At 63.6% G+C, this 25,882-nt stretch carries 29 protein-coding genes and 2 pseudogenes; all 31 read right to left on the reverse strand.

Features of this window, described 5'->3' with window-relative positions:
- Positions 1–11: 11 nt before the first annotated feature.
- The 31 genes and pseudogenes from ACQY4M_RS18855 to ACQY4M_RS19005 all read right to left on the reverse strand — a co-directional run bounded on the left by ACQY4M_RS18855 (position 12) and on the right by ACQY4M_RS19005 (position 25,848).
- Positions 12–1,478: a sigma-54-dependent transcriptional regulator gene (locus ACQY4M_RS18855; protein WP_428547366.1), complete on the reverse strand. Its 1,467-nt coding sequence runs from the start codon at positions 1,476–1,478 to the stop codon at positions 12–14.
- Entirely contained in the window at positions 1,475–3,175 is a 1,701-nt protein-coding gene (locus ACQY4M_RS18860) for an enoyl-CoA hydratase-related protein (protein ID WP_428547369.1), read from the reverse strand. The genes ACQY4M_RS18855 and ACQY4M_RS18860 overlap by 4 nt, the downstream gene beginning before the upstream one ends.
- Positions 3,175–3,921, reverse strand: a complete 747-nt coding sequence (locus tag ACQY4M_RS18865; RefSeq protein WP_428547372.1) for a hypothetical protein — start codon at positions 3,919–3,921, stop codon at positions 3,175–3,177. Before ACQY4M_RS18865 ends, ACQY4M_RS18860 begins: the two co-directional genes overlap by 1 nt.
- A complete protein-coding gene (gene hypE / locus ACQY4M_RS18870; protein ID WP_428547375.1) occupies positions 3,915–4,964 on the reverse strand; it encodes a hydrogenase expression/formation protein HypE in 1,050 nt (349 codons plus the stop codon). The genes ACQY4M_RS18865 and hypE overlap by 7 nt, the downstream gene beginning before the upstream one ends.
- Positions 4,961–6,118, reverse strand: coding sequence for a hydrogenase formation protein HypD (gene hypD / locus ACQY4M_RS18875; RefSeq protein WP_428547378.1), 1,158 nt, complete (start codon positions 6,116–6,118; stop codon positions 4,961–4,963). Before hypD ends, hypE begins: the two co-directional genes overlap by 4 nt.
- Entirely contained in the window at positions 6,115–6,348 is a 234-nt protein-coding gene (locus ACQY4M_RS18880; protein WP_428547381.1) for a HypC/HybG/HupF family hydrogenase formation chaperone, read from the reverse strand. Before ACQY4M_RS18880 ends, hypD begins: the two co-directional genes overlap by 4 nt.
- A gap of 3 nt (positions 6,349–6,351) precedes the next feature.
- Complete coding sequence (gene hypB / locus ACQY4M_RS18885; protein ID WP_428548290.1) at positions 6,352–7,191, reverse strand: hydrogenase nickel incorporation protein HypB; 840 nt, start codon at positions 7,189–7,191, stop codon at positions 6,352–6,354.
- Positions 7,191–7,532, reverse strand: a complete 342-nt coding sequence (gene hypA / locus ACQY4M_RS18890; protein WP_428547384.1) for a hydrogenase maturation nickel metallochaperone HypA — start codon at positions 7,530–7,532, stop codon at positions 7,191–7,193. Before hypA ends, hypB begins: the two co-directional genes overlap by 1 nt.
- Positions 7,532–8,515, reverse strand: a complete 984-nt coding sequence (locus tag ACQY4M_RS18895; protein ID WP_428547387.1) for a nickel-dependent hydrogenase large subunit — start codon at positions 8,513–8,515, stop codon at positions 7,532–7,534. The genes hypA and ACQY4M_RS18895 overlap by 1 nt, the downstream gene beginning before the upstream one ends.
- Positions 8,512–9,006, reverse strand: coding sequence for a [NiFe]-hydrogenase assembly chaperone HybE (gene hybE / locus ACQY4M_RS18900; RefSeq protein ID WP_428547390.1), 495 nt, complete (start codon positions 9,004–9,006; stop codon positions 8,512–8,514). The genes ACQY4M_RS18895 and hybE overlap by 4 nt, the downstream gene beginning before the upstream one ends.
- Entirely contained in the window at positions 9,003–9,215 is a 213-nt protein-coding gene (locus ACQY4M_RS18905) for a rubredoxin (protein WP_428547393.1), read from the reverse strand. Before ACQY4M_RS18905 ends, hybE begins: the two co-directional genes overlap by 4 nt.
- Entirely contained in the window at positions 9,208–10,068 is an 861-nt protein-coding gene (locus ACQY4M_RS18910) for a hydrogenase expression/formation protein (RefSeq protein WP_428547396.1), read from the reverse strand. The genes ACQY4M_RS18905 and ACQY4M_RS18910 overlap by 8 nt, the downstream gene beginning before the upstream one ends.
- Before the next feature lie 12 nt (positions 10,069–10,080).
- The gene (locus tag ACQY4M_RS18915) at positions 10,081–10,509 is read right to left on the reverse strand and encodes a hypothetical protein (RefSeq protein WP_428547399.1); all 429 of its coding nucleotides are present in this window, start codon (positions 10,507–10,509) and stop codon (positions 10,081–10,083) included.
- Positions 10,509–10,808 carry a HypC/HybG/HupF family hydrogenase formation chaperone gene (locus ACQY4M_RS18920; protein ID WP_428547402.1) on the reverse strand — a complete coding sequence of 100 codons (300 nt, stop codon included), beginning with the start codon at positions 10,806–10,808 and terminating at the stop codon, positions 10,509–10,511. Before ACQY4M_RS18920 ends, ACQY4M_RS18915 begins: the two co-directional genes overlap by 1 nt.
- Positions 10,808–11,500 carry a HyaD/HybD family hydrogenase maturation endopeptidase gene (locus tag ACQY4M_RS18925; RefSeq protein ID WP_428547405.1) on the reverse strand — a complete coding sequence of 231 codons (693 nt, stop codon included), beginning with the start codon at positions 11,498–11,500 and terminating at the stop codon, positions 10,808–10,810. The genes ACQY4M_RS18920 and ACQY4M_RS18925 overlap by 1 nt, the downstream gene beginning before the upstream one ends.
- 276 nt (positions 11,501–11,776) lie before the next feature.
- Positions 11,777–12,481, reverse strand: coding sequence for a Ni/Fe-hydrogenase, b-type cytochrome subunit (gene cybH, locus ACQY4M_RS18930; protein WP_428547408.1), 705 nt, complete (start codon positions 12,479–12,481; stop codon positions 11,777–11,779).
- A 10-nt stretch (positions 12,482–12,491) separates the two neighbouring features.
- Positions 12,492–14,285, reverse strand: a complete 1,794-nt coding sequence (locus ACQY4M_RS18935; RefSeq protein WP_428548293.1) for a nickel-dependent hydrogenase large subunit — start codon at positions 14,283–14,285, stop codon at positions 12,492–12,494.
- A gap of 5 nt (positions 14,286–14,290) precedes the next feature.
- The gene (locus ACQY4M_RS18940; protein ID WP_428547411.1) at positions 14,291–15,376 is read right to left on the reverse strand and encodes a hydrogenase small subunit; all 1,086 of its coding nucleotides are present in this window, start codon (positions 15,374–15,376) and stop codon (positions 14,291–14,293) included.
- A gap of 433 nt (positions 15,377–15,809) precedes the next feature.
- The gene (locus tag ACQY4M_RS18945) at positions 15,810–16,190 is read right to left on the reverse strand and encodes a hypothetical protein (protein ID WP_428547414.1); all 381 of its coding nucleotides are present in this window, start codon (positions 16,188–16,190) and stop codon (positions 15,810–15,812) included.
- A gap of 63 nt (positions 16,191–16,253) precedes the next feature.
- Positions 16,254–16,535 (reverse strand): DUF6127 family protein, encoded by a 282-nt coding sequence (locus tag ACQY4M_RS18950; protein ID WP_428547417.1) that lies wholly within the window; start codon positions 16,533–16,535, stop codon positions 16,254–16,256.
- A gap of 28 nt (positions 16,536–16,563) precedes the next feature.
- Complete coding sequence (locus ACQY4M_RS18955) at positions 16,564–17,250, reverse strand: DUF2793 domain-containing protein (RefSeq protein ID WP_428547420.1); 687 nt, start codon at positions 17,248–17,250, stop codon at positions 16,564–16,566.
- Complete coding sequence (locus ACQY4M_RS18960) at positions 17,250–18,251, reverse strand: phage tail baseplate protein (protein ID WP_428548296.1); 1,002 nt, start codon at positions 18,249–18,251, stop codon at positions 17,250–17,252. The genes ACQY4M_RS18955 and ACQY4M_RS18960 overlap by 1 nt, the downstream gene beginning before the upstream one ends.
- 114 nt (positions 18,252–18,365) lie before the next feature.
- A pseudogene (locus tag ACQY4M_RS18965) lies at positions 18,366–19,612 on the reverse strand (baseplate megatron protein TIM-barrel domain-containing protein); the annotation flags it as partial.
- A gap of 125 nt (positions 19,613–19,737) precedes the next feature.
- Positions 19,738–20,175 (reverse strand): annotated as a pseudogene (locus tag ACQY4M_RS18970) (baseplate megatron protein TIM-barrel domain-containing protein); the annotation flags it as partial.
- A gap of 128 nt (positions 20,176–20,303) precedes the next feature.
- The gene (gene istB, locus ACQY4M_RS18975; protein WP_428539322.1) at positions 20,304–21,035 is read right to left on the reverse strand and encodes an IS21-like element helper ATPase IstB; all 732 of its coding nucleotides are present in this window, start codon (positions 21,033–21,035) and stop codon (positions 20,304–20,306) included.
- Positions 21,032–21,862 (reverse strand): Mu transposase domain-containing protein, encoded by an 831-nt coding sequence (locus ACQY4M_RS18980; RefSeq protein ID WP_428547423.1) that lies wholly within the window; start codon positions 21,860–21,862, stop codon positions 21,032–21,034. The genes istB and ACQY4M_RS18980 overlap by 4 nt, the downstream gene beginning before the upstream one ends.
- A gap of 160 nt (positions 21,863–22,022) precedes the next feature.
- Positions 22,023–23,066, reverse strand: coding sequence for an IS5 family transposase (locus tag ACQY4M_RS18985; RefSeq protein WP_428539227.1), 1,044 nt, complete (start codon positions 23,064–23,066; stop codon positions 22,023–22,025).
- 52 nt (positions 23,067–23,118) lie between these two features.
- Positions 23,119–23,817: an IS21 family transposase gene (istA, locus tag ACQY4M_RS18990; RefSeq protein ID WP_428547426.1), complete on the reverse strand. Its 699-nt coding sequence runs from the start codon at positions 23,815–23,817 to the stop codon at positions 23,119–23,121.
- 73 nt (positions 23,818–23,890) lie between these two features.
- Positions 23,891–24,073: an AAA family ATPase gene (locus tag ACQY4M_RS18995; RefSeq protein ID WP_428547429.1), complete on the reverse strand. Its 183-nt coding sequence runs from the start codon at positions 24,071–24,073 to the stop codon at positions 23,891–23,893.
- Positions 24,074–24,370: 297 nt separating this feature from the next.
- Entirely contained in the window at positions 24,371–25,414 is a 1,044-nt protein-coding gene (locus ACQY4M_RS19000; protein WP_428547432.1) for an IS5 family transposase, read from the reverse strand.
- Positions 25,415–25,443: 29 nt separating this feature from the next.
- On the reverse strand, positions 25,444–25,848 hold the full coding sequence (locus ACQY4M_RS19005) for a L,D-transpeptidase (protein WP_428547435.1): 405 nt from the start codon (positions 25,846–25,848) through the stop codon (positions 25,444–25,446).
- Between the last annotated feature and the right edge of the window lie 34 nt (positions 25,849–25,882).

Consider the following 25,882-nt stretch of genomic DNA (forward strand, 5'->3'; position numbering starts at 1 on the left):
TTTCAGAAGGGTCAGACAGATGAAGCTTCGGCCAATCCGGCCTCCCTTTCAATGCCGTATCGTTTAAGCTTCGAGCGCAGCCCGACCCGCGAAAGGCCCAGTTCGCGCGCCGCGCGGCTCTTGTTCCAGCGGTGACGGATGAGGGACTCGCGCAGGATACGCGCCTCGATCGCTTCTACCCGTTCCTTCAGCGTCTGATTGCCGCCGTCGGGCAAATGCGCCAGATCGCTGTTCTGCGCGGGATCGAGCGCCATCAGCACCCGGGGCGAAATCACGTCAGCGCCAAGTTCGCCCCCTTCCGGCCCCATGACCAGCATGCGCTCGATCTCATTGCGCAATTCGCGCACATTGCCCGGCCAGTCATGGCGTTTAAGGCAGGAAAGCGCCTCGGGCGAAAACCCCGTCGCCTCCTTGCCCAGCGACGCGGTCGCCTGTTTGAGCAGGTAGTTCGCCAGTATCGGCACGTCTTCGCGTCGTTCGCGCAGCGGCGGAATGGCGATCGTGACTCCGGCCAGGCGGAAATAGAGATCCTTGCGGAAGCAGCCCTCGGCCACGGACTTTTCAAGGTCGGCGGAGGTGGCGGCGATGATGCGGATATCCAGCTTGCGGCTCTGGTTGGAACCCAGGGGACGATATTCGCCTTCCTGCATCACCCGCAACAGGCGGGCCTGAAACGACAGCGGCATTTCCGCCACCTCGTCCAGAAACAGCGTGCCGCCGAAGGCGCGCTCCAGCACCCCGGGTTGATCGGCGCGGGCGTGGCCTTCGCGCACGCCGAACAGTTCACGCTCAAGCCTGTCATGATCCACCGCCTGACAAGCCTGCACGGCAAAGGGCTTGTTCCAGCGCAGCGAATTGTAGTGGATGGCGCGCGCCGCCAGTTCCTTGCCGGTGCCGCTTTCACCCAGGAAAAGCACCGACAGGTCATAGGGGGCCACCCGCGCCAGCGTATCGCAGATCCGGTTCATGGGCGAGCCCTGCGCGCGCACGATACCGTCATCGAAATCGTACTGGCGCCGCAGCTTGCGCCGGTTGTCGGAAAGCTTGCGCCGAGCACCCTGTTCGGAAAGACGCAGTTCAATCGCCAGCAACTGGTTCTGGCGCTGCAGTTCGAACATCTCCAGCGCGTTCTTCAGCGTCAGGATCAGCTTTTCCGGCTGCCAGGGCTTGGTGATGTAGTGGTAGATACCGGCCTCGTTCAGCCCGGCGATGATGTCGTCGGCTTCGGTATAGCCGGAAATGATGATGCGGATCACGTCGGGCCAGCGGTCGCGCACCCGGGTCAGAAAGGCGACACCGGTTTCCTCTGGCATGCGCTGATCGCACAGGATCACCTGCACCCAATTGTCGGCCAGAAGCCGCTCGGCCTCGGCGGTGGTTTCGGCGGTCAGCACGTCGAAATCGTCGAAAAGCGTGCGTTCCAGCGCCTCAAGCGAGCGCACTTCATCATCAACGATCAGGATGGTCGGTTTGGTCATGACACGGCTCTTTCAGGTTGCATCCGCCGTTTGTCGCGGTGGCGGGCAAGGGTGACGGGCGTGCGCGACTTGGGCACCTTGCGCACAAAGTTGTAGCGGGCGACGTGATAGCTGGGATCGAAGCCGAAAAAGTTACGGCGCATCTGGGCAAGCTCTTCGGCGCGATAATGGGCAAGCGGTTTCTCGGCCTCGTCGGCGGCGCGGCGGGCGCGTTTCTCGGCCAGCAGAGCGCCAGCTTCGTGCGCCAGATCACCTGCCCGGCGCACAACTTCGGCCGTGAATGCTGCCCGCTCGGAGGGTAACACCGCATCAGCCAGACCCAGCGCTCGTGCCTCGGCGGCACCCATCGGCAAGCGGGCGTCCGCGATGCGGCGAGCATTCTCGGCCCCGCAGCAGCGCGGCAGCAGATAAGTCCAGAATTCCGAGCCGTAGAGATTGCCCATGTCCTTGTAATGGGGGTTCAGGATCACCCCCTCGCGCAGCCAGACCCGGTCGCAGGCACGGGCCAGAAACACCCCGCCCGCACCGGCATTTCCGGCCATCGCCGCCACCGTCAGATGGGTTTCGCAGCGAATCAGCGCCTCGGCCAGATCGTCCATGGCATTGATGTTGGCCCAGCTTTCCTCGGCCGGGCTGGCGGCGGCCTCGATCCTGTTCAGATGGATGCCGTTCGACCAGAAATCCGGCCCGCCTTCCAGCACGATCACCTTCACCGGGCGCGTGCAGGCACGGTGAAATGCCGTCAGCAGCCGCGCGCACTGGCCGGTAGACATGGCCCCGTTGAGAAAGGAAAAGGACAGCCAGCCCACGTCGCCCTCTTCGCGCCAGGCGATTTCGGGATAGGCGCCGGCTGCCTCTGCCGCAACTTCCGCCAGCCCGTGCACCACCTCGCCCAGCACCTGCCGCGCCGGCAGCTTGACCGGCACCTCGGCCGCCGGGTCGCGCATGTGGCCGATCCACACGGCGCCATCGGCACAGGCCAGCGCCACCGCCGGCCCCGACACGGCCAGCAGCGCCCCCGGCGGCCCGGAAAGCCCCGGCGCCGGATGCCCGTCATGCAGCAACAGCCTGCGTCCGTCGATGTTGTCGGCAACCCCTGGCACACCGTCCGAGGCATGCATCTTTCCGAGCACATCCATCACGCGGTCGCGCGCCCAGTCAATGGCGCGGTCGCTCTGGCGCACCGGACCGTTCAGGCAGCCAGTGGCGAATTCAGCCTCTTCCAGCGGCACCGGCCGCGCGCCCGCCGCGATCTTTTCCAGCGCCTCGAAGATCGCCGCCATGGCCCCGTCGCTTACCTTGTTGCGATAGAGGCTCGACTTGGTAGCCGCACGCATCGGGAACCGCCGCCAGGCCCAGATCGGCCCCGCATCCATCTCTTCGCGCGCTTCCAGCACCGTCACCCCCCACTCACGCGCACCGCGCAGGATCGCCCAGTCGAGTGCCGCCGGCCCCCGGTCTCCGGGCGGGCCGGGATGGACGATGAGTGTGGGCGTGGCGCGCCAGATATCGGCGGGCACGGCACGCTTGAGATAAGTGCACAGGATCAGATCGGGCCGCCACAACGCCACCGCCTCGCGCGCCAGATCGTCATTGGTGAAGAATTCGACCGAGACCTGGTGACCGGCCTGCCGCAGTTCCACGTGCGCCCGCTGCGAAAGCGAGTTGAAGGCGTGGATCAGCAGCAGGATGCGCATCAGCTTGCCCCCGCGCCAACCAGCACCGGCAGGAATTCGGCCATATGCGTGGCCCCGATCCACACCGCCATCCCGGCAACGGCCAGTTGCACGGCCAGAAACAGCCGCCCGGCCGTGCTTTCGGCGAGCCGCAGTGGCCAGGAGGCCGCCCAGGTCAGAAGCCCCATGCCCAGCACCGAACCCAGCCCGAAAATGGCCACATATTCCATCGCCACCCAGACGCTCCCCGTTGCCGCGGCCACCAGCGCCACCAAGGCGCCAGAGCCCGCCGCCCCGTGCATCAGCCCCACCGAAAAGGCGCGCAGGGAAAACGCGCCGTGGGCATGAGTATGCGGGTCTTGCGCGTGGGTCAGTTGACTGCCGGCATGAGAATGCGCATGCAGATGCGGTCCGGTCCCGTGGTCGTGAACGTGGAAGTGAATGCGGTTGCGGCGCATCTTGCGCAGCACGTTTAGCCCGAGCCCGATCAGCATCAGGCCCACGGCGACTTCAAGCCCCGCATAGGCACGCGCGCTCAGCACATAGCCGAACACCACCACCGGCAGTGACAGCAGAAACAGCGTTGTCGTGTGGCCCATGCCCCAGCTCGCGCCAAGAAAGGCCAGTCCCTTGCCCGATGTGCGCCTTGATGAAGCGAGCGCGCCGACCGCCGCGAGATGATCGGCCTCCAGCGCGTGTCTCATTCCCAGAAAAAAACCGAGGATCAAAAACCCAAGCATGTCATTCTCCCTGTTTGCGCTCAGCATATCCGCGGCAGTTGCTCGCCCGCCAGCCAATCGACGATGCGCGTGCCGCCAAAGCCCGTTTCCATCGTGACAAAGCCCATGTCGTCCTCCACGACCTCGCCGATGATCGCAGCATCGCGCCCCAACGGGTGGGCACGCATCGCCGCAAACAGCCGGTCGGTATCTTCCGCCGGGCAGATCGCCACCAGCTTGCCCTCGTTGGCCACATAGAGCGGATCGAGCCCCAGAAGTTCGCAGGCCGCGTCCACCTCGGCCCGGATGGGGATGGCTGCTTCGTTGAGTCGCATGCCCACGCCCGAGGCTTGGGCGATCTCGTTCAGCGTTGCCGCCAGCCCGCCGCGGGTCGGGTCGCGCAGCGTGCGTATGGCTGGCACCTCGGCCACCATTGCCGCCACCAGCCCGTGCAGCGCGGCGCTGTCCGAAACGACCGCCGTTTCGAATTCCAGATTCTCGCGGCTGGACATGATTGCCACACCATGATCGCCCAGATAACCGCTGACCAGTATCTTGTCGCCCGGGCGCGCGTTGCCGCCGGAAATGTCGAGCCCCACGGGCACAACGCCGACGCCGGTCGTGGTGATGAACGCGCCGTCGCCTTTGCCACGCTCGACCACCTTGGTGTCGCCGGTCACCACCGGCACGCCGGCATCGGACGCCGCGCGCGCCATGCTGGCAACGATGCGTTCAAGATCGGCCAGCGGGAAACCCTCTTCGAGGATGAACCCCGCCGACAGGTAAAGCGGTTTCGCCCCCGACATCGCCACATCGTTGATCGTGCCATGCACCGAGAGCGATCCGATATCGCCGCCGGGAAAGAACAGCGGGCTCACCACATGCCCGTCGGTGGCCATCACCATGCGCCCCGCATCCACGTCGAAGGCGGCCTGGTCGTTCATTGCGCGCAGCATCTCGTTGTCGAAATGTGCAACAAACAGCTCCTCGATCAGCTGCGCCATGGCCCGTCCGCCGGCGCCGTGCGTCATATCCACCCGCCCCTTGCGCAGGGTGATCCGGGCGGGAAAACGCTTCTGTTGGGCGTTCATGCGGCAGCCTCCCTTGCGCCGTTGCGCTCTTTCTCGATGCGAAACCGGCCATAGCTCCAGTAGGCCGCGCAGGATCCTTCGGACGACACCATGCAGGATCCCTGTGGGTTGTCGGGGGTGCAGACGGTGCCGAAAAGCTTGCAATCGGTGGGTTTCCTGACGCCACGCAGGATCGCCGGGCATTCACAGCCCTTCACGTCCTGCCCGCGGCTGACGCCCAGGGCAAAGCGCCGTTCTGCATCGAAGCGCGCGAAACATTCGCGGATCTTCAGCGCCGAGAAGGGCACCTCGCCCAGCCCGCGCCATTCGAAACGGCTGCGCAGTTCGAACACTTCGCTGACCAGCGCCTGCGCCTTTCGGTTGCCTTCGCGGCTCACCACGCGGGTATATTCGTTTTCCACCTCGAAACTGCCCGCGTTCACCTGCCGGATGAGCATCAGCGTCGATTGCATCACGTCGAGCGGCTCGAAACCGGCGATGACCACGGGTTTCTGAAACTCCTCGGCAAAATATTCGTAAGGCGCGCTGCCAATGATGGATGAGACATGGCTGGGGCCGAGAAACCCGTCGATGCGCACTTGCCCAAGTTCGCGCACCTCGGGGCTTTGCAGGATGTGCTGGATCGCCGAAGGTGTCAGCACATGGTTGCAGAAGACGGTGAAGTTTTCGAGCCCCTCTGCCGCGGCCTGCCTGATGGCCACGGCGGTGGGCGGCGTCGTGGTCTCGAAGCCGATAGCGAAGAACACCACTTCGCGGTCGGGGTTCTCGCGCGCGATCTTCAGCGCGTCCTGGGTGGAATAGACCATGCGGATATCGGCACCATCGGCCTTGGCCTTGATCAGGCTGCGCTTTTTCGAGGCCGGCACGCGCAGCATGTCACCATAGGAACACAGGATCGCGCCGTGCCGTTCTGCCAGTTCGATGGCGTTGTCGATGCGCGGGATCGGCAGTACACACACCGGGCAGCCGGGACCGTGAACATAGCGCACATTTGCGGGCATCAGATCCTGCACGCCGTAGCGAAAGATCGCGTGAGTGTGGCCGCCGCAAAACTCCATGAAGGCATAGTCGCGCGCGGGGTCCGCCTCGGCGGTTACGCGGGCGGCGAGCTTCTGCGCGATGTCCTTGCGGCGAAAATCGTCCACGTATTTCATTGCGCGGCCTCCGTTGCCTCGTATTCGGCCATCAGGGCCAAGGTCGCTTCCGCTTCTTCACGGCTTACCACGTTGAGCGCATAGCCCACATGCACAAGCACATAGTCGCCGGGCTTCACGCCCTCCACCAGGGCAAGCGAGATGTCCTTCTTCACCCCGTCGAGCGAAATCGTGGCGTTTTCACCGTCATCGTGAACGGCCACCACTTCGGCCGGAATTGCCAGACACATCGCTCAGCCCTCCATTTCCGCTGATTGTCCCGCCGCCTGCATCGCGCGCGCGGCCTCGATCCAGCCCAGCCAGCCAGCCATCCCTTCACCGCTGCGCGCCGAGAGCCGCAGAACCTTGATGCGCGGATTGATCCGGCGGGCATGTGCGATGCAGGCCTCCACGTCGAAATCCAGGTGCGGCAACAGGTCGGTCTTGGTCAGGATCATCAGGTCCGACGCGTGGAACATGTCGGGGTATTTCAAGGGCTTGTCCTCACCTTCCGTGACTGAGAGGATCACCACCTTGTGCGCCTCGCCCAGATCGAACCCCGCGGGGCAGACCAGATTGCCCACGTTTTCGATGAACAGCACGCCGCCCGACAGGTAGAGACGTTCCATCGCGTGACCAACCATATGCGCGTCCAGATGGCAGCCCTTGCCAGTGTTGACCTGAATGGCCCGCACTCCCGTCTCGCGGATGCGCTCGGCATCGTTGGCGGTCTGCTGGTCGCCCTCGATCACCGCCAGCGGCAGGCTCTCCTTCAGCCGCGAAAGCGTCGCGGTCAGAAGCGTCGTCTTGCCCGATCCGGGCGAGGAGACGAGGTTGAGCGCCAGCGTGCCAGCCGCCGCCAGAACCGCGCGGTTGGCGGCGGCATATTCGTCGTTCTTGGCGAGGATGTTCTGTTCAATCTCCACCATACGCGCCTGGCTGAGCCCCGGCGCGTGGGCATGGGCCGGCCCCCGCCCATAATCATGCACATCGCCATAGTGATGATGGTGATCGTGATCGTGGTGATCGTGACCATGCGGGGCCTTGCCCTCCACCGTCACTTCGCCCTCTCCGCAGCCGCAAGTCGTGCACATCAATCCACCTCCATGTCCTTGATCCTGAGTTCGTCGCCCCCGGTGATCTGCACCTGATGGCTGCCGCATTTCGGGCAGGGGTCGAAGCGCTGGCTGACCTCGACAGCCTCGGCGCAGAGCATGCACCAGGCGGTGACCGGCGGGGCGATGATCTCCAGCGCAGCCCCCTCGGCAAGCGAGCCGCGCGTCACCACGTCGAATGAAAAGCGCAGCGCCTCCGTCTCGACCCCGGCCAGCGGGCCGATCTCCAGTCGCACCCACCGGACCTTGCGAAAGCTCTGTGCCACCGCCTGCGCCTCTATCACCCCGAGGATGCTTTCGCAGATGCTCATCTCGTGCATCAGGCCACCCTCAGTTCGTAGTCCACGCAAGGGTCGATCGCCTTGATCACCAGCCCTGCCTCATCGGGCGCCAGCCCCGCCAGGGCCCGCGCGGCCATGCCCTCGGGGTGGAAGTTCCATTCGGTCGGCGCCACGATCGCATAGGCCGCGACCTTGCCGCCTTCGACCCGCGCCGCATGGATGAGCCGCCCGCGGGCGGTCTCGACTGTCCCGAAGCCCGACGCGGCCTGCCGCGGCCGGGCGACGCGGATCGCCTCGGGCAGGCCGGCAAGCTCTACCAACCGCGCCACCATCCGCGCCAGCAGACCCGCGCCATGTTTGCCGATCACGCCTGCCACCAGAGGCTGGTTGAACTGGCGCGCCAAAGGCCCGGTTTCGCGCGGGCCGTTCCATTCGGGGCGAGCGAGGAAGGCGGGATCGTCGAGCCGCTCGGCAATCCGGCCCGGCGCAAGCGCGGGCAGGAAGGCCGGCTCCACCATGCCCAGACCGGCCCGGCCGCGCGCAAGCACCGCGCGCAGGAAACGCGCCGGCCGGGTGTCGGCCTCGCCGAGCCATCCATGGAATTCGCGTTGCGACAGAAAGTCATCCGGCGCACAGCCCAGAACATGCGCGCTCAGGTAGTCTTCAAGCGCGGCCGCGGCATCCCCGCCCCGGCGCGCGGCCTCAACCAGCGCCATGACCGGCGCGGCCGGCAGTGGAACTTCGCCGGATGCGCACCAGCCCAGAGCGATGCGCAACAGATGCTCGCGCGCGCTTTCGGCGGTCACGAGACGCATCTGCGCCGCCGATGCCCAGCCGAAAAGCGCAAGCGCCGCGGCGGCGCGGTGCGCCTCGCCGCAGAGCGAAAAGAGACGCGGCAGCAGCTCGGCCGCCTCGCGCGCGTCGCGCCCGACCATCAGCCGCGCCAGATCGGTGCGCCGGCTCGAGACGATCCGCGCGCGCGCGTCGCGCAACTCGATGGTCAGGCGACCTTCGAGACTCATGCTGCATCCTCCGCGCCGCCGCGCAGGAAGGCGCGGCGGGACACATTGCGCGGCCCGGCGTCTTTTTCCTCTGCCTCGTTCTCGACATCTTCGTCTTTGCCGGCTTTCAAGACCTCGGCGAGCGCCGCCCTGCCCGCATCCAGCGCCGCCTCCTGATCGGCGAACTCGAAGACCGGCGAAAAAAGCGAACACATCACGAGCGGACCAAGCTCTTCATCCAGCGTCACGATGAATTCCACCCGGCCCGCGGGCAGATCGCGGGTGAGCTTGTCGCCGGTGGCCCATTCCCCGGCCGCGCCGGGCAGGATCACAAGATTCATGAACCACGGCGTGAGCAGAACGCCCAACCGATCGGCGCCCAGCGGCTCGAACCCTAGCGCCGCCACCCGAAGGGCCGGGTTCATCACCGGCACGCCTTGCATGCGGGTGCTGGCAATCTCGTCGTAGCGGCGCTCGAGCCGGACGCGGATATGGGCGGCTTCTTCGCTCATTCCACCACCATGAAATCCTCGCGCCGGCCGTCGCATTGCGGGCAGGACCAGTGCTCGGGAAGTTTCGAGAACGGCGTGCCCGGCGGGATCTGCCAGTAGGCATCCCCCCGTTTCGGATCGTATTGCCACCAGCAGATCTTGCACTCCAGAACGTCGTCGTCGCGCAGCTTAGCAAGATCGCCGCCAAAGGAGCCGTTGAAGTCACTCATCGTAGAGCCTCATCACCTCGGCCAGCCGCTCGGCGCTGTCGGCAATGTCCTCGGGCGCGGCCAGGATCACCTCAGGCACGGGCACGATCTCGATGGAATTGAGGATCACCGCGTCCTGCGAATTGTAATAGCGCACCCACCAGACATTTTGCGTGCGTGTGGAGACGACCCGGCAATTCCCGTAGCCGCGCGAAAGTACGATGGTATCGCCCTCGCCGAGCTTCGCGCTCAGATAGAGCAGATCGGCTTCGCTATGAGGCAGAAGCGAAAGGTTGATCGAATGCGCCTCCGCGCCAGGGCGCGCGCGCGGCGCTATTTCGGCGATCTCCGTGATGAGTGACGGCGCGTTGAAGACACCTTCGGGAAGGGTGTCGTCGATCTCTCCGGGCACTTCGACCGCGCCCTCGAACACGCGGGCCGATACCGCGCCGGGCCAGGGGCCGATTTCGGCCGTGTCGCGTGCCAGCACGCCGCTCGCGTCGAAATGCAGCACCCGCCAGAGCCCGGCAAAGACGGATTCCTGCACCTGTATCGACGGCCCGGCCACCATCGAGACCTCGCCTTCGCCCAGAATCTGATTGACCAGCCCCAGATCGGCGGGGGGCAGGTCGGACAGTTCAATGGCGTGCGCCGCATCACCCGGCTGCCAAGCGGCCAACGCGCGCTGGATGTCGCGCAGCCGCGCCTTGCCCGCCTCCATGCCCGCCGTGTCTTCGGGCTCGGGTGCAATCGGCGCGTCGAAGGTGAACATCTCGCGCGGCATTTCCATCGGTTCAAGCTTGACGTCATCCGGTTCGGGTTGCGATCCAGGGCCGATCCCGATGCTTGGCGGAAACTGAAAATCACTGCTCATGCGGACTTCTCCTCAGTTCGCGGTCTGCGCGGGCGCGCAGCCATCGGGGAATTCGTAAGCCGGCGGGTCGTGTGGCGCGCGTGCGAGAATCGCGTTGATCTCGGTGATGTAATCGGCCCAGTCGAGCACCTTCTGGATGCGCCCCAGATATTCGCCGTTGCGCAGAAAGATCAGCACCGGATAGCGGTTGAAGCGGAAACGCGTCTGGATGCTGCGCTCGCTGGCGCGGTCGAGCACCGCGCCGGTCAACTGCCCGCCGGCGGCCTTCAGGATCTCCGGCAGGATCACGGCGAGATCGTTGACCTCCACGTGACGGTGCCAGTCGCCGCCGACCATCAGCACCATGTCACCAGCCTCGCGGGCGAAATCGTCCAGCGTTTCGGCGCTCAGCACCGGCAGGCCCTCGCGTTCGATGATCTGCTGCATGAGAGGTGAAAACATCAGCGTCCCTCCCTTCGGTCGCGTTCCCCGGCGGCGGCGATGATGTCGGCGAACATCGCGTCGATATTGCCGGTGCCGCCCGCCATGACATCATCCAGAGCCGCAAGAGCATCGGTGATGCGTGTGGCGTCCTCGGCCGAAATCACCTTGCGCGCGGCGTCGATGAAAACCAGCAGCCAGGTTCCCGGCGGCTGATCGCCGACCAGCATCGTGTCGATGCGTCTGCGCTTGCCCGCCTGGGCACAGATGGCAAAGCCGGTGCCGCTTTCGACCACCTGCATCGGGATCCCGAGGCACATCAGCCCGCCCCCCCATGCGACCTGGCAAGGATAGCCTCCACCTCGGCATCCGGGTCGTCGGGTGGGGCAAAGGCGCCACCGGCCAGCACCCGCATGTCGCCCCTGCGAAAGGCCTGATCCGCGGGCGGGCGCCCGCCCTCGTAACGCTCGGCGGTCATGATCGGGCAGGCGATGGTGCTCTCGGGTGGCAGCGGCTGCGGGCGCGGGCGCACCTCGATGCCCAGGCGCGCCAGTTCGTCCAGCGCCAGGTCGATCGCCGGGCGGATCTGCGCGCGCACGCTGTCGCGCAGACCGCCGCCGTAATCGTCCAGCTCCTCGGGCTGCACTCCGATCAGCAGGAGCCGCTCGGGGGCATCCCCCATCATCTCGGCCATGGCGATCACTTCCTGAAAACCTGTCTGGTGCAGGCTGACCTTTTTCGCGCCGAGGAATTGCGGCACCGCGTCGTCCTCGACCCGCCTGATGGTGCCCGGCGGCAGACCGTAATCCACCGCATCGAACACGATCAGCACATCGGCCTCACGCACATGCTGCACCAGATAGATGCCCTGCGTGCCGCCATCCATCAGCGTCACGTTGTCCGGGGTCTCGACGCAGCGGTGCATTTCCTCGACCGCGCGCACCCCGAAACCCTCGTCTGCCCAGAGCAGATTGCCGATGCCCAGGATCAGTACGTTCGCTTGCTCCGCCAAGTCTCCCACCCCCCTTGTCCAAACATGCCGAATCGCGGCATGCGGATGGCTTTCTTACAGTATGGCACGAATTTCGGCTGATCGCTTACCGTTTTTCAGGTTTCTTTTTCTTTTGAATTCAGTGCATCTCCTGCTCGGAACAGGCATAATCGGATAGTCACTAATCGCTTAATGGAAGGACGGTTGCCATTTTCGGGCATCGCGCTGCGACCCCACGCCATGGGAAAGGCGCCGCCCGATTGGCGGCGCCCTGCGAAGATCGGCCCGGGCTTTGGATCAGTCCCTGTCTACCGGACGGTCATCCTTGAAAAGACGCCAGCCCGAGATCATCGACGAAATGATCGACTGGCGCGACATGATATCCTCGCGCACCGCGACATAGACATGGATGATGACGAAGCAGATGATCACCCACATGCCCAAATGATGCCAAGTGTGCACATCCTGGCTCTGCCCGAACAGCGGGATAACCCAGCTCGAAAACCAGTCGTATTGCCAGCTTCCCATGCCCGCGCCCTCGCCATAGAGCGCAAGGCCCGTGACCATCATGAAGATGATCCCCCAGACATACATCACATGCATGGTGAGCACCGCCAGCGGATTGTGACCTTCGTACTTTCGCGGCTCTTTCGCGACCATCGCATACCACAGGATTTCATGCCAGACGCCGCCCCAAAAGCTCGTGCGCCAGACCGGCGGAATGAAGATTTCCCTCGAATGCGCGTTGCCGACGATCATCCAATAGACCCGAAAAACGAAGCCCACGATTACAATCCAGGCCGAGACGAAATGGATGTAGCGGATCCAGCCGAAGAGGAACCAGTCGGAGGCTTCGCCACCAAGCGCCGGCGGCGGTGAGCCGATCAGATAGCCGGTGCCGATCAGCCCGAGGATAGCAAAGACCTGGACCCAGTGCCAGACGCGGATCGGCGCCTGATAGACATAGATCGCTTCTTCCTTGCGTGATGTCACGTCAACCATGGCGCCCTCCTCAGCGGACTTTCACATTAGCAAGTTCCTCACCGTCTTCGCTCATCACATGGGTCGAGCAAGCCAGACACGGATCGAAGCTGTGCAAAGTGCGCAGAATTTCCACCGGCTCTTCGGCGACCTCGACCTTGGTATTCATCAGCGAAGCCTCGAAAGCGCCGATATTGCCCTCGTTGTCGCGCGGGGAGCCGTTCCACGTGGTCGGCACGACGCACTGGTAGTTGTCGATCCTGGTGTCCTTGATCCGCACCCAATGCCCGAGTGCGCCGCGCGGCGCCTCGGTGAAGCCCACACCCTTGACCTCGGCGGGCCAGGTGGACGGGTCGAACTTGGCGGTGTTCGCCGTGGCGCTGTCGCCGGCCTTGATGTTGGCGATCAGCTTGTCAAGGAAATAGAGCTGCTTCTTCGCCGCCCATTGCGCCTCGAGCGCCCGCGCCGCGGTGCGGCCCAGCGTCGAGAACAGCGCCGAAACCGGCACGTCGAGCGCCCGCAATACACCGTTGATCTGGTCGGTAATCTCCTCGTGGCCGCGGGCATAGCCGACGATGTAGCGCGCCAGCGGCCCCACTTCCATCGCATGGCCGCGCCAGCGCGGCGCCTTGATCCAGGAGTATTTCGCCGCCTCGTCAAGCTGCTCGATATTGGTTTTCGTGCCCTTGGCGTTGGGGCCAAGCTGGTAGTTCGGTTCGGTCACGCCATCCCAGGGGTGCAGGCCCTTGGCCTCGTCGGGGTATTTATACCACGAATGCGGCACGAATTCCTGAATCTGTTCGGGGTCGCGCACATCGACATCGTGGACCTCCTTGAGGTTACCGCCAATGATCGCGCCCGAGGGCATCATCAGGTTGCCCGGGGTATAGTCATTGGCCCGGTCCGGAATGTCGCCGTATGCGAGTACATTCTGCCCGGAGAGCCCGCCACCATAGAGCCAGCCCTTGTAGAACTGCCCCACCGCCAGGATATCGGGGATATAGACGTTGTTCACAAAGTCGATTGCGCGCAGCGTGACGGAGCGCACATAATTCAGCCGCTCCATGTTCACCGGCGCGCCGGCGGCCTGCGCCCCGTCCATGTTGATCGCACAGGGCACGCCGCCCACCAGCCAGTTGGGGTGCGTGTCCTTGCCGCCGAAGATGGTGCGCACGGTCATGATTTCCTTCTGGAAATCGAGCGCCTCAAGGTAGTGCGTGACCGCCATCAGATCGGCCTCGGGCGGCAGCAGATAGGCCGGGTTCGTCCAGTAGCCGTTCTTGAAGGGGCCAAGCTGCCCGCTCTCGACGAACTTGCGGATGCGCGTCTGCACGTCGCGGAAGTAGCCGGGCGAGGATTTCGGGTGATGCGGGCTGACCTTCTGCTGCAACTCGCTGGTGGCCTTTGGGTCGGCCTTCAGCGCATTCACCGGGTTCACCCAGTCGAGCGCGTGCAGGTGATAGAAATGCACCAGGTGATCATGCACCTGAAGCGAAAGCTGCATGATGTTGCGGATCGAGTTGGCGTTTTCCGGGATGGCGATCCCCAGCGCGTCCTCCACCGCGCGCACCGAGGTGAGCGCGTGCGTCCCGGTGCAGACGCCGCAGATGCGCTGCACGAAGGCCCAGGCATCGCGCGGATCGCGCCCTTTCAGGATCACCTCCAGCCCGCGCCACATGGTGCCGGTGCTGACCGCGTTGCGGATGACATTGTTCTCGTCGATGTTCACCTCGCAGCGCATGTGGCCTTCGATCCGGGTCACCGGATCCACCACAACGCGGCGGCCGCTGTCATCGAGGGTGAAACCGTTGGGTGTGGTAACCATCGCCATTATGCGTCATCTCCCTTGCTCGCGATACGCTTCACGACCGAAACGCCCGCGTGAATTGCAGCAGCACCGGCAACGATGCCGGCGGCCGTCTTGCCGATCTTGTCGGCGTCAGCGTCGATGCCAAAGCCGTTGATGTTGGTAAGGCGGTTGTAGAATCCGCCTTTGTCCCAGAACCCATCCTCGGAACAGCCGATGCAGGGATGGCCGGACTGGATCGGGAAGCTCAGCCCGCCGTTCCAGCGGATGGTGGAACAGGCGTTATAGGTGGTCGGCCCCTTGCAGCCCATCTTGTAAAGGCAATAGCCCTTTCGCGCGCCCTCGTCGTCAAACTTCTCGACGAACTGTCCGGCATCGAAATGTCCGCGGCGGTAGCATTTGTCGTGAATGCGCTGGGAATAGAACATCTTTGGCCGGCCCTGATTGTCGAGCTCGGGCAGCTTTTCGAAGGTGAGGATATAGGTGATCACCGCCGTCATCACCTCCGATATCGGCGGGCAGCCGGGCACCTTGATGATCGGCTTGTCGGCGATGCCGGGCACCTTGTGAGTGGGGGTGGCGCGCGTGGGGTTCGGACGCGCCGCCTGCACGCATCCCCAGCTTGCGCAGGCCCCCCAGGAGACGATCGCCTTGGCGTGATGCGATGCCTGCACCAGCCGTTCGACAAAGGGTTTACCGCCAATGATGCAATACATGCCATCCTCGTTGAGCGGCGCATTGCCTTCGATGGCAAGAATGAAGTTGCCGTCGTATTTCTCGATCGTCTCGTCGATGATCGCCTCGGCCTGATCGCCGGCAGCGGCCATGATGGTATCGTCGTAATCCAGCGAGATCATCGAAAGGATCACGTCCTTGGCCAACGGGTGCGCACTGCGGATGAAGCTTTCCGAACAGCAGGTGCATTCCAGCCCGTGCAGCCAAAGCACCGGAATGCGCGGCTTGGTCTCCATCGCGTGAGCGATCTTCGGCGCATAGGCAGGGCTCAGCCCCAACGCGCCGGCCGCAAGGCTGCAATATTTCAGAAAGCTGCGCCGGGTGATCCCCTGCCTGCGCATGACTTCATAAAAGGTCTCGATTCTCTGGGCCATCTGGTCTCCCTCGTCTGCGACACTACCGCAATCGCCCTGCCAGGCGCGCGTCTTTCAGCCCGATGTTGCACGAGAACCGAGATGGAACATAGCTGAACAGACGGGTTTTCGATGACGTCTAAAGGTCATCTTCTTTTCTTGTGATTATAAATAGTTACAATCTTTTCGGGAGTGTTGCGATCACCATCGCGGTGTAACATCGCATTCCGATCCGGTGGAATCTGGAAACCGTTGTTACAGTTTCGCAAGCGCCCCACATCGGGTTGCAGCCATCAAGATGCGTTCCATTTCCCGTGCCATGTGGCAAGCCAAGTGTTGGCGACACAGCTGTTGGCACAAATCGTGCCGTGGGTTCAATGGATGGGTCGAGCACTGCGGGGCCCTGTCAAGTTGGCGGTTCGTGAAGAACATGACCCACAAGCCAAGATCGCGCTTAGCTACCACCAGCTTTCTTCTCGACCGCCCCCAGCAGCCCCTGATCGATTTCCGGGTCATCCCAGGCGCCGGCGGCCGCTGCCCACCGGTCGATCGTTTCCCGCAGTCCCGGGTCATCGGCCATCAGGTGGAATGTGTAGAGTCGATTGACGATCTGGCGCATCAGCGCGCGCATGGCCTCGTCGTCAAGATGCGAGACTTCTGTCCACGGGATTTCCCGCCCTTCGGCATCGATCACCATGACGTCCGAACAGTCCCCGGCCTTGCTGACGGGCGTGATGCCCGAATGCAGATCTTCGAGCGCCGTATTGCGCACGCACAGCATGGCCAGGGTTTTGGCCAGATTGGCCGCAATGCGTTTTTCATCGGCGTCGTTCATCCTGCGATCATAGCGCTGGATGGCCGGAAGGGACAGGTGGGCTCAACCACCTTATTTCCGGGATCACCCGAAGATCCTGAGCTTCACCGCCACGCCTGCAATCAACGCCAGCAGCAGGCCGGAGGTGATGAGCCGCACGATGGTCTGCCAAGCAGTACGCCTTGCCATGCGCAAGGACGCCAGCAGCGTGCGCAGGTCGCGGATATCGATCGCCGCTTCCGGTCCTTCGAGGCCGACATCGGCCAGCGCCTTGCGGGCGCCTTTTTCTGCGGCGCGGGTGAGGATGGCCTCGAAATCTTCCTCGGGCATGCGGACAAATCCCGCGTCCTTGTGCGGTGGGGTCATGGTGTCGTCTCTTTCTGATAGGTTGGAATCACGCGCTCGGCGCGGTCGGCAGCAGGTACTGGATGGCGATCCGCACATCGCCGCCGGTGAAGTTGCCGCCATTGGCGGTGAGCACGATGGGAATGGACGCATAGAAGGCCTGCGGGCCGATCACGCCGACATTGGTGCTGCCGGCGGCCACACCGAGCGAACCGCCGAACTTTGCGGGCTGACCCGATATCCCGCAATCGTAGGACGTCGCGCCCAGGACCGCCGTAACCGTTCGCGTCGAAACCGCCAGTACGATGGCGCGGTCGGGAATGGCGATGGCGGAGGCGACGGTTGCGCCGGATAACCCCGAGAGCTGTTCCTCTTCGACATGAAGTTCGATCGACGCGCCGTTGGCGGAGAGTGCCACTTCGACGGAATGGCTGCGCTTCAACAAATTCAGCGCGGCCTCCAGCATCAACCATGCCCCGCCCACGCGCACGACCAGCACGCCCTCATCCTCCACCCAGACCCGCCATCCCTCGTTGGCCGAAAAGCGCACCCATGCGCCGCCGGTGAACAGCACCACGTCGCCGTCGACCGGGCTGGCGGGCGGCGCGGCGAGGTTTCGGTCCTTGACCGAGAGCTGGACGAGTCCGTCGAGGCGCGAGAGCGCGTCGTTGACGGTGACATGCTTCTGGGCCTGGGCGGCGGAAAGCAGCGGCAGAGCGAGGTTCGGGCTGGTCATCAGACGGTCTCCGTGACGGTGAGGGTGGCGGCAAGCGGTACGCCGCGGCCCAGCGCGCCGATCTGGGTGATGCGGACATCAAGGCTGGCGACCGGCCCGCCGAAGTCGGCGGTCTGCATGGCGGCGGTGTAGAGGGCGGTCGGCGTGGCAACCGTCAAGGTTCTCTTGACGGTTCCCCCGGACAGGATTTCCAGATCATAGCTTTCGGATGCCTCGGACATGGGCACGTCGGTCAGCACCCAGCTGTCGGCGGCGAGTGCCCGGTCGCGGCGAACCCACCGCAGGACGAGATCGCCGTTCGCCTCGCGCCGCATGCGCGCCTGCGCCGGGGAAAAGGGCTTCAGGCCGCGCCCGTTCGGCGTGAAGGTCAGCGCCCGCATGATGGCGTCCGAGGGCGCGGCATTGCCCGGCCCGACGCGCCAGTTCCATGGCAGGCCCAGATCGGCCTCGGCGATCGAGAGCGGCACGGTCGCCGCATCCAGCACCACCACCCGCGCGCCGGCGGGCGTCGGGTTGCCCATGGCATCTGCCGTGCCACGCTGGCCGCGCAGCAGATGGGTGAGGCTGTAGCGCCCGGTTGCCACCAGCGTGGCGGTGCCCGCCTGCACGATTTCCCAGATGCCCGGTGCGCTTTCCACGGCGAGCGCATTGGCCCCGGCGAAGAGCTCGTCGTCGGTGACGCTGGTGAGCATGCCGGAGGAAAGGTCAATCAGCAGCTGGCTGCCATTGTCCCAAATGTCGGTCGGCCCGGCGGGGAAATCGGCGGCGAGCCGCCCCATGCGCGCGGGCTGGCCCAGCGCGTCGAGCAGCGCAAACCCGGAATTGCTCGTGCTGCGCCAGACGGCGGCGGCGCCATACCAGGGCTTGGCGAACACCGCGGCGTAGGGGCGGTGCGGCGGTACCGTGTCGGCGAGCTGCGGCAGGTCCATCAGCGCCACGTCGGCGGGGCCGTACACCGCGGGCGTGTTCAGCTGCGGCGCTCGGCCCTTGCCGGGCGGCATGTCGTAGATGTCCGGATCGGATCGCGTGGCCTCGATCGCGCGCGGACCTGCATCATTGATGCGGGCGATGCGGTAATCGACCTTTCGCCCATCGTGGTCGAGCGCCACCACATCGCCGGGATCGAACGCCAAGCGGGACGGCGGCAGCTTTGCGGTCAGGGTTTCCCGACCGGCCCAGGCCTCCAGCAGCGCCGGTCGGCTTCCTCGAGCGACACCGCCAGCGGGAAGCGTTCGGCGCTCACGCCGTCCGCCGCCACCTCGGTGCGGCGCGCCTCGACCGTCGCGGCATCGTATTCCTCGTCCGCGCGCACCAGCTGCCATTTCAGCGCCTGGGGCAGTTCGGTCTCCTGGCCGCGCATCAGTTCCATGATCTCGCCCTTGGCGCCGACCAGATCGTCGGGTCGGATGGTGACCGCCGGCGCCCGCCCCCTTGCCCGGAACACGATCCTGCCGCCGCTTTCCACCGCATCGAAGCCGAAATGCCGCGCCAAGACCGAGATCGACGTGCGCGGGCTCTCGACTGCCGCCACGGTGAAGCCCGGCACGATTTCGGTTATTTCGGAGACGTCCACCAGGGTATCCGACAGCCCGGCGGTGCGGCACAGATCGCGCACCAGCGCGCCCAGCGAGACCTGGCCGAGCCGTCCGCCCATCCAGTGCCCGAAGGCCCAGTTCGCGGCGTCCGACCAGACGTCGGAACGCGACGGGAAGTCCGGGTATGGCCGCGCGTCCCAGGTCCAGAGCGCCGCCTCGGCGATCTTGATCATCGGCGCGCCGTAAACGCTCGAGACCGGGTTCTTCGTCGCATCTCCCCAGTATCCAAGAGTGGCCTCGACATAGGCCCGCTGGATCGCCTCGTCCTGCCAGCCGCGGGAGAAATACGGCAGGGCGCTCTCCGAGCTCTTGGGATCGTAGAACACGTTCGGCTGGTTGGTGCCCCGGTCGACGGCGGGGCAGCCGAACTCGGTGAAACGGATCGGCTTGGATTGCGGCGCCCAGCCGGTGGTGGATTTTCCGTAAGGAAGCACCTCGACGCCAAAGACGATGATGTCGTCGCCGGCCGTCGCGGAACGCGGCCCGATCCGAAAGCCGGAAGAGCCCGCAATTCCCGCCATCACGTCCAGGGTGATCTTCCAGAGGCCGGGGAAAACTTCGGCTCGGCTTGTAGCGTTAATGGTATGCGCCCCGACAACCGTGTGCCCCACCCGCCCAGCGCGCCAAAAAAGCCGGCGTGCTGGCTGCCCGATCCGAGCGTGAGGTTGAAGGAGAACTCCCCAGACGTGCCCGCTGCAACATAGGCGGTGATCACGACGCGCTCGCCCACCGCCAGCGTGCGGTAGCCCGGCGTCGCCCCGTGCCATGTGGCGCCGCCCGAGGCGATGCGGGCGGGGGTGGTGAAGGGCCCGAAACTGCCGGTGGTGGGCGAAATGGTGACCGAGGACGGGTTCTTCGCGTAGGAACTCGGATCGGCGCAGTTCTGGAACCAACCGAAGCGCACCCCGCCCAGCCGGTCGTGGTGCAGGTTCTGCCACCAGCCGCGCATGTCCTTCGGTTGCCAGATCCACGGCTCGCCATAGAAGCTGTCCGAGATGGTGGTGCGCGTCTGCGCGGTGCGGTCGGCATCGGAGGCGTAGTACCAGTCGAACCGCTCGCCGCCCTCGATGTTGGCCTTGAGATAGTCGAGATCGCGCACCGAGCTCCACCCCGCCTGCGCATCCGCATGGTCAAACCCGTCGCGCCAGTCGGACAGCGGGAAATAATTGTCGATGCCGATGAAATCGATACTGGAATCGGCCCACAATAGATCGAGATGATAGAACAGATCACCGGAGCCGTCCGTCGGCTGGTGCCCGAAATACTCGCTCCAGTCTGCGGCGTAGCTGATGGCGGTTCCGGAACCGAGAATAGCAGCGACATCTCCAGCCTGTCAATGAGCATTTAAAACTGACCCGGTTTCGGCATTTAAATTTGCCCCCCCCTTTGTGGCGCAAAGCCCCCAGTCGGGCCGCCTTCATGTAGCGAGTCCGTCTGGGGGCTTTGCTTGCGGAACGGCTAGTTTTTTCTACGGCGTTTACTCTGGGCGAACCGGTATGAGGTATTGCCGGTTTCGATGATGTTGCAGTGATGAGTGACGCGATCCAGAAGGGCGGTTGTCATCTTGGCATCCCCGAAGACCGAGACCCATTCACCGAACTCAAGGTTGGTTGTGATGATGATGCTGGTCTTCTCGTAGAGCTTGCTGATCAGATGGAAGAGCAACGCGCCACCGGATTTGGGAAACGGGATGTAGCCCAGCTCGTCGATGATGACGCAGTCCAAAGCCGAGAGCTGCCGGATGATCTTCCCTGCATTGCCGTCGGCCTGTTCCTTGATCAGGGCGTTGATCAGATCGACGGCGTTGAAGAAGCGCGCCTTCTTGCCGTTGTTGATCAGCGTCGTTCCCAGCGCGATGGCGATGTGGGTTTTGCCCGTGCCGGTTCCGCCCACCAGGATGAGGTTATGGGCCTCCTCTGTGAACTGGCCGGTGCAGAATGGTTCGATCTGGGCCTGGGTGAGGGCGGCGGCGCTGTAATCGAAGGTGGCGAAGTCCTTGTGATGGGGGAACTTCGCAACCCTCATTTGATACTGGATGGAGCGCACCCGGCGCTCTACAGTCTCGGCGTCGATCAGTTGCCTTATCGCTGTGGTCAGACTTGGCGGCTTGCGCGCGGACAGCAGATCATGGGCGCAAGCTGCCATTCCATGCAACCTGAGGGCTGTCAGTTGGTCGATCAAGGCATTCATACGGCAACCTCCTCAGCCGAGCACAGGGTCTCATAGCGTTTGCAATCGGCTTCGGGCCGCAAGGTCAGCTGCGGATAAGCGCAGGCATCGCTGAGCGGTGTGATGACCGGTTCCACCAACTGGTTGATCAGATTGATGATGGCGGGCAGCCGCAGGGTGTTTTGTGCCACCGCCAGATTGCAGGCCGTCTCGACCACCTCGATCCCGTGATCCTGTGCCAGCAGGAGCAGGTCGACGAACTCCCGATCCCCGCCTTTACCAGCCATGTAATGTTCCCTGATCCGATGCATGGCCTCGGGCAGTTCCCAGCCCACAAAGGGGGCGCCATTGCGCAGGGCACCAGGCTTGCGGTCCAGCAGGGGAACGTAATGCCAGGGCTCGAAATAGCTGATATTGCGGGTAAAATGACGCCTGTGCTCGGCAATCACATCCTGACCGGAGACCACCACGATCCGGCCGGCATAGGCGCGTAGCGACACATGATGCCCGGCAAAGCGGGAGGGCACGCTGTAGCGATTGCTGGCATATTGAACCAGGCAGGTGGAGCGGACACGGACGGTCTTTTCCACGTAGCCGTCGAAGGCCCGACCCAGGGGGCGCAGTTCGGCGCGCTCGTCTTCGAACACTTCGGTAATCGTGCGATCCTGCTGCTCGGGATGGGGACGCTCTGCCAGATCTTCGCAACGCAGACGCAGCCACGCGTTCAGCGCCTCGAGATCATCAAAGGCCGGTTCGGGAACGAACAACCGGCCCCGCAAGAACTGGACCTGGTTCTCGACCTGTCCCTTCTCCCAGCCCGCAGCGGGCGTGCAGGCCACCGGCTCCATCACATAGTGGGGAACCTCTGTAAATTCCCGTTTTCGCCTTCTTCGCGGCGGGGTGGACGGTTTTTCGCCTGTCCCGCCTGATTGCTTCGGATCATAAACCCATTTTCACCGGTTTCAAGCCGGTTTTGGGTATTTCAGGCACACCTCACCCCATGAACCCTTATCCCGGCGCCGCCAGGCCGCATTCGAACTGGACGAAGCGCTTCATGTTGTAGACCAGGTTCATCATCCCGATGCGAAATCGCGCCCGCTTCAGGCCGATGGAGCGGATCAGCTTGCCGCCCATGGAGCGCTCCTGAAAAGCGAATACATGCTCGACCCGGACCCGCACTTTCGAGCGCCTCCGGTTGGCCTTTTGCTGGCGCTCGCCAAGCGGCTTGCCGCGCCTGCCCTTGTGATGGATATGGCTGTGAAGCCCCCGCTCTTCCAGCTCGCTTTCGATCTTTTGCGAGCGATAGGCGCTGTCGGCCCACAGGTCCGATGAGGTGTTGCTCGCATCAATCAGACCGGCAAGCGCCTGGCTGTCATGCACGGCGGCATCGGTGACATCATAAGCGCGGATGAATTTGTGCCGCCGGTCGACATTGATGTGGTTCTTGTAGCCGTAATAGCTCTTGCCGTGCTTCTTCGTCCAGCGCGCATCCACGTCCTTCTGGCGCTTCTTGTGGGGTTTTTCCTCCCACTCTTCAGGCGTTTCGCCCGCCTTGATTTTCTCGTTCTCGTCCCTTTTGTTGTGCTGGCGCGGCGCCGGAACGATGCTCGCATCAACAATCTGCCCGCCCATCGCCAGATAGCCCTTTTCGCGCAGAAAGGCATCGAACTTGTCAAACAGCTCCTTCATCTTCCCGGCCCCGGCCAGCCTTTCACGGTAGGCCCAGATGGTCTTGGCGTCAGGTACGCTGTCTTCAATGCCAAGGCCGAGAAACCGCATGAACGACAGGCGGTCGCGGATCTGATACTCGATCTGATCGTCAGAGAGGTTGTAGAGCTGCTGCAAAACCATCGTCTTGAATATCAGCACCTCATCCCAAGGCGGGCGGCCAGCGTTGGATTTGCGCTGTTCGGGCGGCGTGCGCCATATGGCCTTCAGCTCGTCCCGGTAATCCTCGAACGGCACCATGTCGTTGAGCAACACCAGCGGATCACCAGATTTGTCCAGTCCCGCGTATCGGCTGGAAAGATCAAAAAATCCCATCTGACCCATGACAAAACCCCGTCGGTCGAATCATTTTCATCCTGATGACGATTCTACCCCGTCAGGCCGGATTTTGGGGGATTTTTAGAGGTTCCCAGTGGTTCATCAAGGCCAGGAACCGGGGATGGAATATCCGCTCCTTCGAGCGCGAAACGTAGGTCACCATGGTCTTGGGGTTGTCGATGATCACCCTGCGCGGAACGCCTCCGTAAAAGGACAGCGCCTGCACGAAAGCATCCAGCACCATCTCCTGGGCTTCACCGGGATAGGCAATCACGAAAGGCTTGCGGCTGTGACACAGGCGGAAATGAGCGACCTTCACCTTCTGCTCGACACCACCCAGTACGACCCGTTCTTCGCTCCAGTCAAATTGCAGCGCGTCACCCGCCGCAAAATGCAGCGGGATAAACGCATCTCCCGAACAGGCCCCGGCGCGCTTCAACTCACGAACAAAACGCTGAACCGGCGAATAGGACCCGGTATAGCCCTCTGCCACAAGCTGCTCGTATAGCTTCTGGGCCGTCCGCCGCTCCCGGCGTGGTCGCCTCGAGTCCTGATCAAACAGTTCCTGCAGCCGAAGATCAAACCCATTGCACAGTTTGTGCCGAACTGGCGGCGCATGGCGCTGGTAGCTCGGCGGATTCTCGTCCTTCAAATACTTCTTGATCGTGTTCCGCGACAGTCCCGTCGCCCGCGCCACAGACCGGATGCTGCGCCCTTCAACCAGCACCCAGCGCCGGATCTTCGATACGCTTTCCATCAATATCACCTGCTCTTTCCTCCGCACAATTTTGCGCGGATGTTAACGAAACAGGTGGGTCAATTTTACTCGCTCATAACCCACCCAAGTGGGTCAGTTTTGCACGCCGATTCACATCCAGATAGACGGAAGGCCGAGTTTCGGCGATCTCGTGGGCAAGGGTCGTCTTGCCAACCTGGCGCGGGCCAATGATGGCAACAGCAGGAAAACTGTCCAGAAGCTCAGTGACTTCGTGATATTTCCCCCTCTCAATCATCCTTGTAATATTGGATATTCATTCCAACTTTGCAAGGTAAAGTTTAAAGAAATCCGCTGGGAGAAATGATAGAGAACGAAACATGCAACCTGAACCGATGGCAGTCACGGACGACTAAGCCCGTTTCTTCCCGTCACCTTCCTCCCGGCTCACCGGTTGCGCCAACGCAGCAGTCGCTTGGAAAAACGCGTCCTAAGACCTCTGCATGAGGCCATGGCTTTCGGTTGAAGCAAGATTTCGGCCGCCCACCTTGCGCCCCTGCGGGTCCGGCGGACAGACGGGTGGCGGGGTTTGGGGCTATGCGATTGCGGGGGTTTGCGGGTTGAGGGTGATCCTGTTTGCGGCCTTGAGCAGGTTTTGCGCGATGGCGGCCATGACCATCTGGGCATGCACCCTGGCGCGCCCGAAATATCTCGCCCGCTGCAGGCCGAAGAGGCGTTTCATCGTGCCGAAAGTCTGCTCGATGCGGAAGCGGCGTTTCGAAATCAGCCGGTTGAAGCGTTTCTCCGATTGCCGCAGGGGGCGGCCGCGCGCTGCCTTGCGCAGGATGCCGTCGCGGTATTTGCCGCGCAGCATCTGGCGGTTGGCCTTGCTCGCATAGGCCTTGTCGGCCAGCACCCGCTGCGCCTTTGCGCCCGCGATCATGGTGGCGAATTCGGGGCTTTCGGCGGCATTGGCGGGCGTGGTGTGCACCTTGTCGATAAAGCCCTCTTCGTCGCAGCGGGCAAAGCCCTTGTAGCCGAGCGTGCTCTTGCGGCCCTTCTTGACCCAGCGGACATCAGGGTCGGCGCTGAAATGCAGCTGTGCCCCGTCGGGTGAGACCTCGGGCGGATCATCCGGCGTCCCTTCCCTTGCCCCGTCCTCTGCCCGGTCCTGCGGGGCGTCGATATGGGTGCGCGGGCGCGCCGCCGCCGCGATCAGGGTCGCATCAATGATCGCCGCCTCAGCCTCTTTCAGCTTCAGCCCATGCGCCTCGATCTGGCGGCAGACCTCGGCCAGCAGCTCATCGTAAACGCCACCCCGGACCAGCGCATTGCGGAACCGGCAGTGGGTCGTCTCATCCGGCACCGACGCGTGCAGATCGAGCCCGCAGAACAGCATGAAATCCAGCCGCACCTTCAAGGCCCGCTCCAGCTTCGGGTCGCTCAGCCCGTGCCACTGGCCAACCAGAAGACACTTGAACAGAACCAGCGGATCATAGCCCTGAGGCCCGATCCCCGAGCGCCCCAGACCGCGCCGCAGGATCGGCAAAAACGAGTTCCAATCCATCAGCGCGTCGATCTTCGACAGAACGTCATCCGCGCCGATCCGTGCCGCCGCTTCGTGCAGGAAAAGGTCCATCTATTCACCCCAGAGATTTCCCGGCTAGCTTACCAAAACGGCCAACCCGGGGGAATCCCGATGTTATGCAGAGGTCTTAAATAGCTGTCGCCGCGTTCGTCAAAAAGATAAATCGCACGGGCGCCAAGCGGATTGTTGGGGCCGCCCGGCATCCCTTTTTCATAACGTCCACCGGGTACGAAACTCTTATAAGCGGCCGGTTCGCGTTTCATCATGGCCGGTGTCGGTTTCCAGCTGGGCCATTCCCGTTTGGCCCCGACATAAAATGTTCCATCGTGATACAGGTTCCCGCGTCCTACACCGACGGTATAACGAATGGCCCGCCTTTTGGGTAACGTCAGATACAGCACGAAACGGTTTGGATCGACATGGATTTCACCAGCGGGCAGCTTGTCGCGGATTCTGACCTCGCGCGGCAGGAATTCTTCAGGCAAAGTATATTCGGGTTTGGCGGTTTGGGCGTTTGCG

It is taken from the genome of Profundibacter sp. (genome assembly GCF_965277155.1).
Taxonomy (GTDB): domain Bacteria; phylum Pseudomonadota; class Alphaproteobacteria; order Rhodobacterales; family Rhodobacteraceae; genus Profundibacter.

What these genes read in the sequence shown, in the direction of transcription:
- ACQY4M_RS18855 (WP_428547366.1), bottom strand. Translation starts at nt 1,478, where the DNA reads ATGACCAAACCGACCATCCTGATCGTTGATGATGAAGTGCGCTCGCTT.
- ACQY4M_RS18860 (WP_428547369.1), bottom strand. Translation starts at nt 3,175, where the DNA reads ATGCGCATCCTGCTGCTGATCCACGCCTTCAACTCGCTTTCGCAGCGG.
- ACQY4M_RS18865 (WP_428547372.1), bottom strand. Translation starts at nt 3,921, where the DNA reads ATGCTGAGCGCAAACAGGGAGAATGACATGCTTGGGTTTTTGATCCTC.
- hypE (WP_428547375.1), bottom strand. Translation starts at nt 4,964, where the DNA reads ATGAACGCCCAACAGAAGCGTTTTCCCGCCCGGATCACCCTGCGCAAG.
- hypD (WP_428547378.1), bottom strand. Translation starts at nt 6,118, where the DNA reads ATGAAATACGTGGACGATTTTCGCCGCAAGGACATCGCGCAGAAGCTC.
- ACQY4M_RS18880 (WP_428547381.1), bottom strand. Translation starts at nt 6,348, where the DNA reads ATGTGTCTGGCAATTCCGGCCGAAGTGGTGGCCGTTCACGATGACGGT.
- hypB (WP_428548290.1), bottom strand. Translation starts at nt 7,191, where the DNA reads ATGTGCACGACTTGCGGCTGCGGAGAGGGCGAAGTGACGGTGGAGGGC.
- hypA (WP_428547384.1), bottom strand. Translation starts at nt 7,532, where the DNA reads ATGCACGAGATGAGCATCTGCGAAAGCATCCTCGGGGTGATAGAGGCG.
- ACQY4M_RS18895 (WP_428547387.1), bottom strand. Translation starts at nt 8,515, where the DNA reads ATGAGTCTCGAAGGTCGCCTGACCATCGAGTTGCGCGACGCGCGCGCG.
- hybE (WP_428547390.1), bottom strand. Translation starts at nt 9,006, where the DNA reads ATGAGCGAAGAAGCCGCCCATATCCGCGTCCGGCTCGAGCGCCGCTAC.
- ACQY4M_RS18905 (WP_428547393.1), bottom strand. Translation starts at nt 9,215, where the DNA reads ATGAGTGACTTCAACGGCTCCTTTGGCGGCGATCTTGCTAAGCTGCGC.
- ACQY4M_RS18910 (WP_428547396.1), bottom strand. Translation starts at nt 10,068, where the DNA reads ATGAGCAGTGATTTTCAGTTTCCGCCAAGCATCGGGATCGGCCCTGGA.
- ACQY4M_RS18915 (WP_428547399.1), bottom strand. Translation starts at nt 10,509, where the DNA reads ATGTTTTCACCTCTCATGCAGCAGATCATCGAACGCGAGGGCCTGCCG.
- ACQY4M_RS18920 (WP_428547402.1), bottom strand. Translation starts at nt 10,808, where the DNA reads ATGTGCCTCGGGATCCCGATGCAGGTGGTCGAAAGCGGCACCGGCTTT.
- cybH (WP_428547408.1), bottom strand. Translation starts at nt 12,481, where the DNA reads ATGGTTGACGTGACATCACGCAAGGAAGAAGCGATCTATGTCTATCAG.
- ACQY4M_RS18935 (WP_428548293.1), bottom strand. Translation starts at nt 14,285, where the DNA reads ATGGTTACCACACCCAACGGTTTCACCCTCGATGACAGCGGCCGCCGC.
- ACQY4M_RS18940 (WP_428547411.1), bottom strand. Translation starts at nt 15,376, where the DNA reads ATGGCCCAGAGAATCGAGACCTTTTATGAAGTCATGCGCAGGCAGGGG.
- ACQY4M_RS18945 (WP_428547414.1), bottom strand. Translation starts at nt 16,190, where the DNA reads ATGAACGACGCCGATGAAAAACGCATTGCGGCCAATCTGGCCAAAACC.
- ACQY4M_RS18950 (WP_428547417.1), bottom strand. Translation starts at nt 16,535, where the DNA reads ATGACCCCACCGCACAAGGACGCGGGATTTGTCCGCATGCCCGAGGAA.
- ACQY4M_RS18955 (WP_428547420.1), bottom strand. Translation starts at nt 17,250, where the DNA reads ATGACCAGCCCGAACCTCGCTCTGCCGCTGCTTTCCGCCGCCCAGGCC.
- ACQY4M_RS18960 (WP_428548296.1), bottom strand. Translation starts at nt 18,251, where the DNA reads ATGCCGCCCGGCAAGGGCCGAGCGCCGCAGCTGAACACGCCCGCGGTG.
- istB (WP_428539322.1), bottom strand. Translation starts at nt 21,035, where the DNA reads ATGAATGCCTTGATCGACCAACTGACAGCCCTCAGGTTGCATGGAATG.
- ACQY4M_RS18980 (WP_428547423.1), bottom strand. Translation starts at nt 21,862, where the DNA reads ATGGAGCCGGTGGCCTGCACGCCCGCTGCGGGCTGGGAGAAGGGACAG.
- ACQY4M_RS18985 (WP_428539227.1), bottom strand. Translation starts at nt 23,066, where the DNA reads ATGGGTCAGATGGGATTTTTTGATCTTTCCAGCCGATACGCGGGACTG.
- istA (WP_428547426.1), bottom strand. Translation starts at nt 23,817, where the DNA reads ATGGAAAGCGTATCGAAGATCCGGCGCTGGGTGCTGGTTGAAGGGCGC.
- ACQY4M_RS18995 (WP_428547429.1), bottom strand. Translation starts at nt 24,073, where the DNA reads ATGATTGAGAGGGGGAAATATCACGAAGTCACTGAGCTTCTGGACAGT.
- ACQY4M_RS19000 (WP_428547432.1), bottom strand. Translation starts at nt 25,414, where the DNA reads ATGGACCTTTTCCTGCACGAAGCGGCGGCACGGATCGGCGCGGATGAC.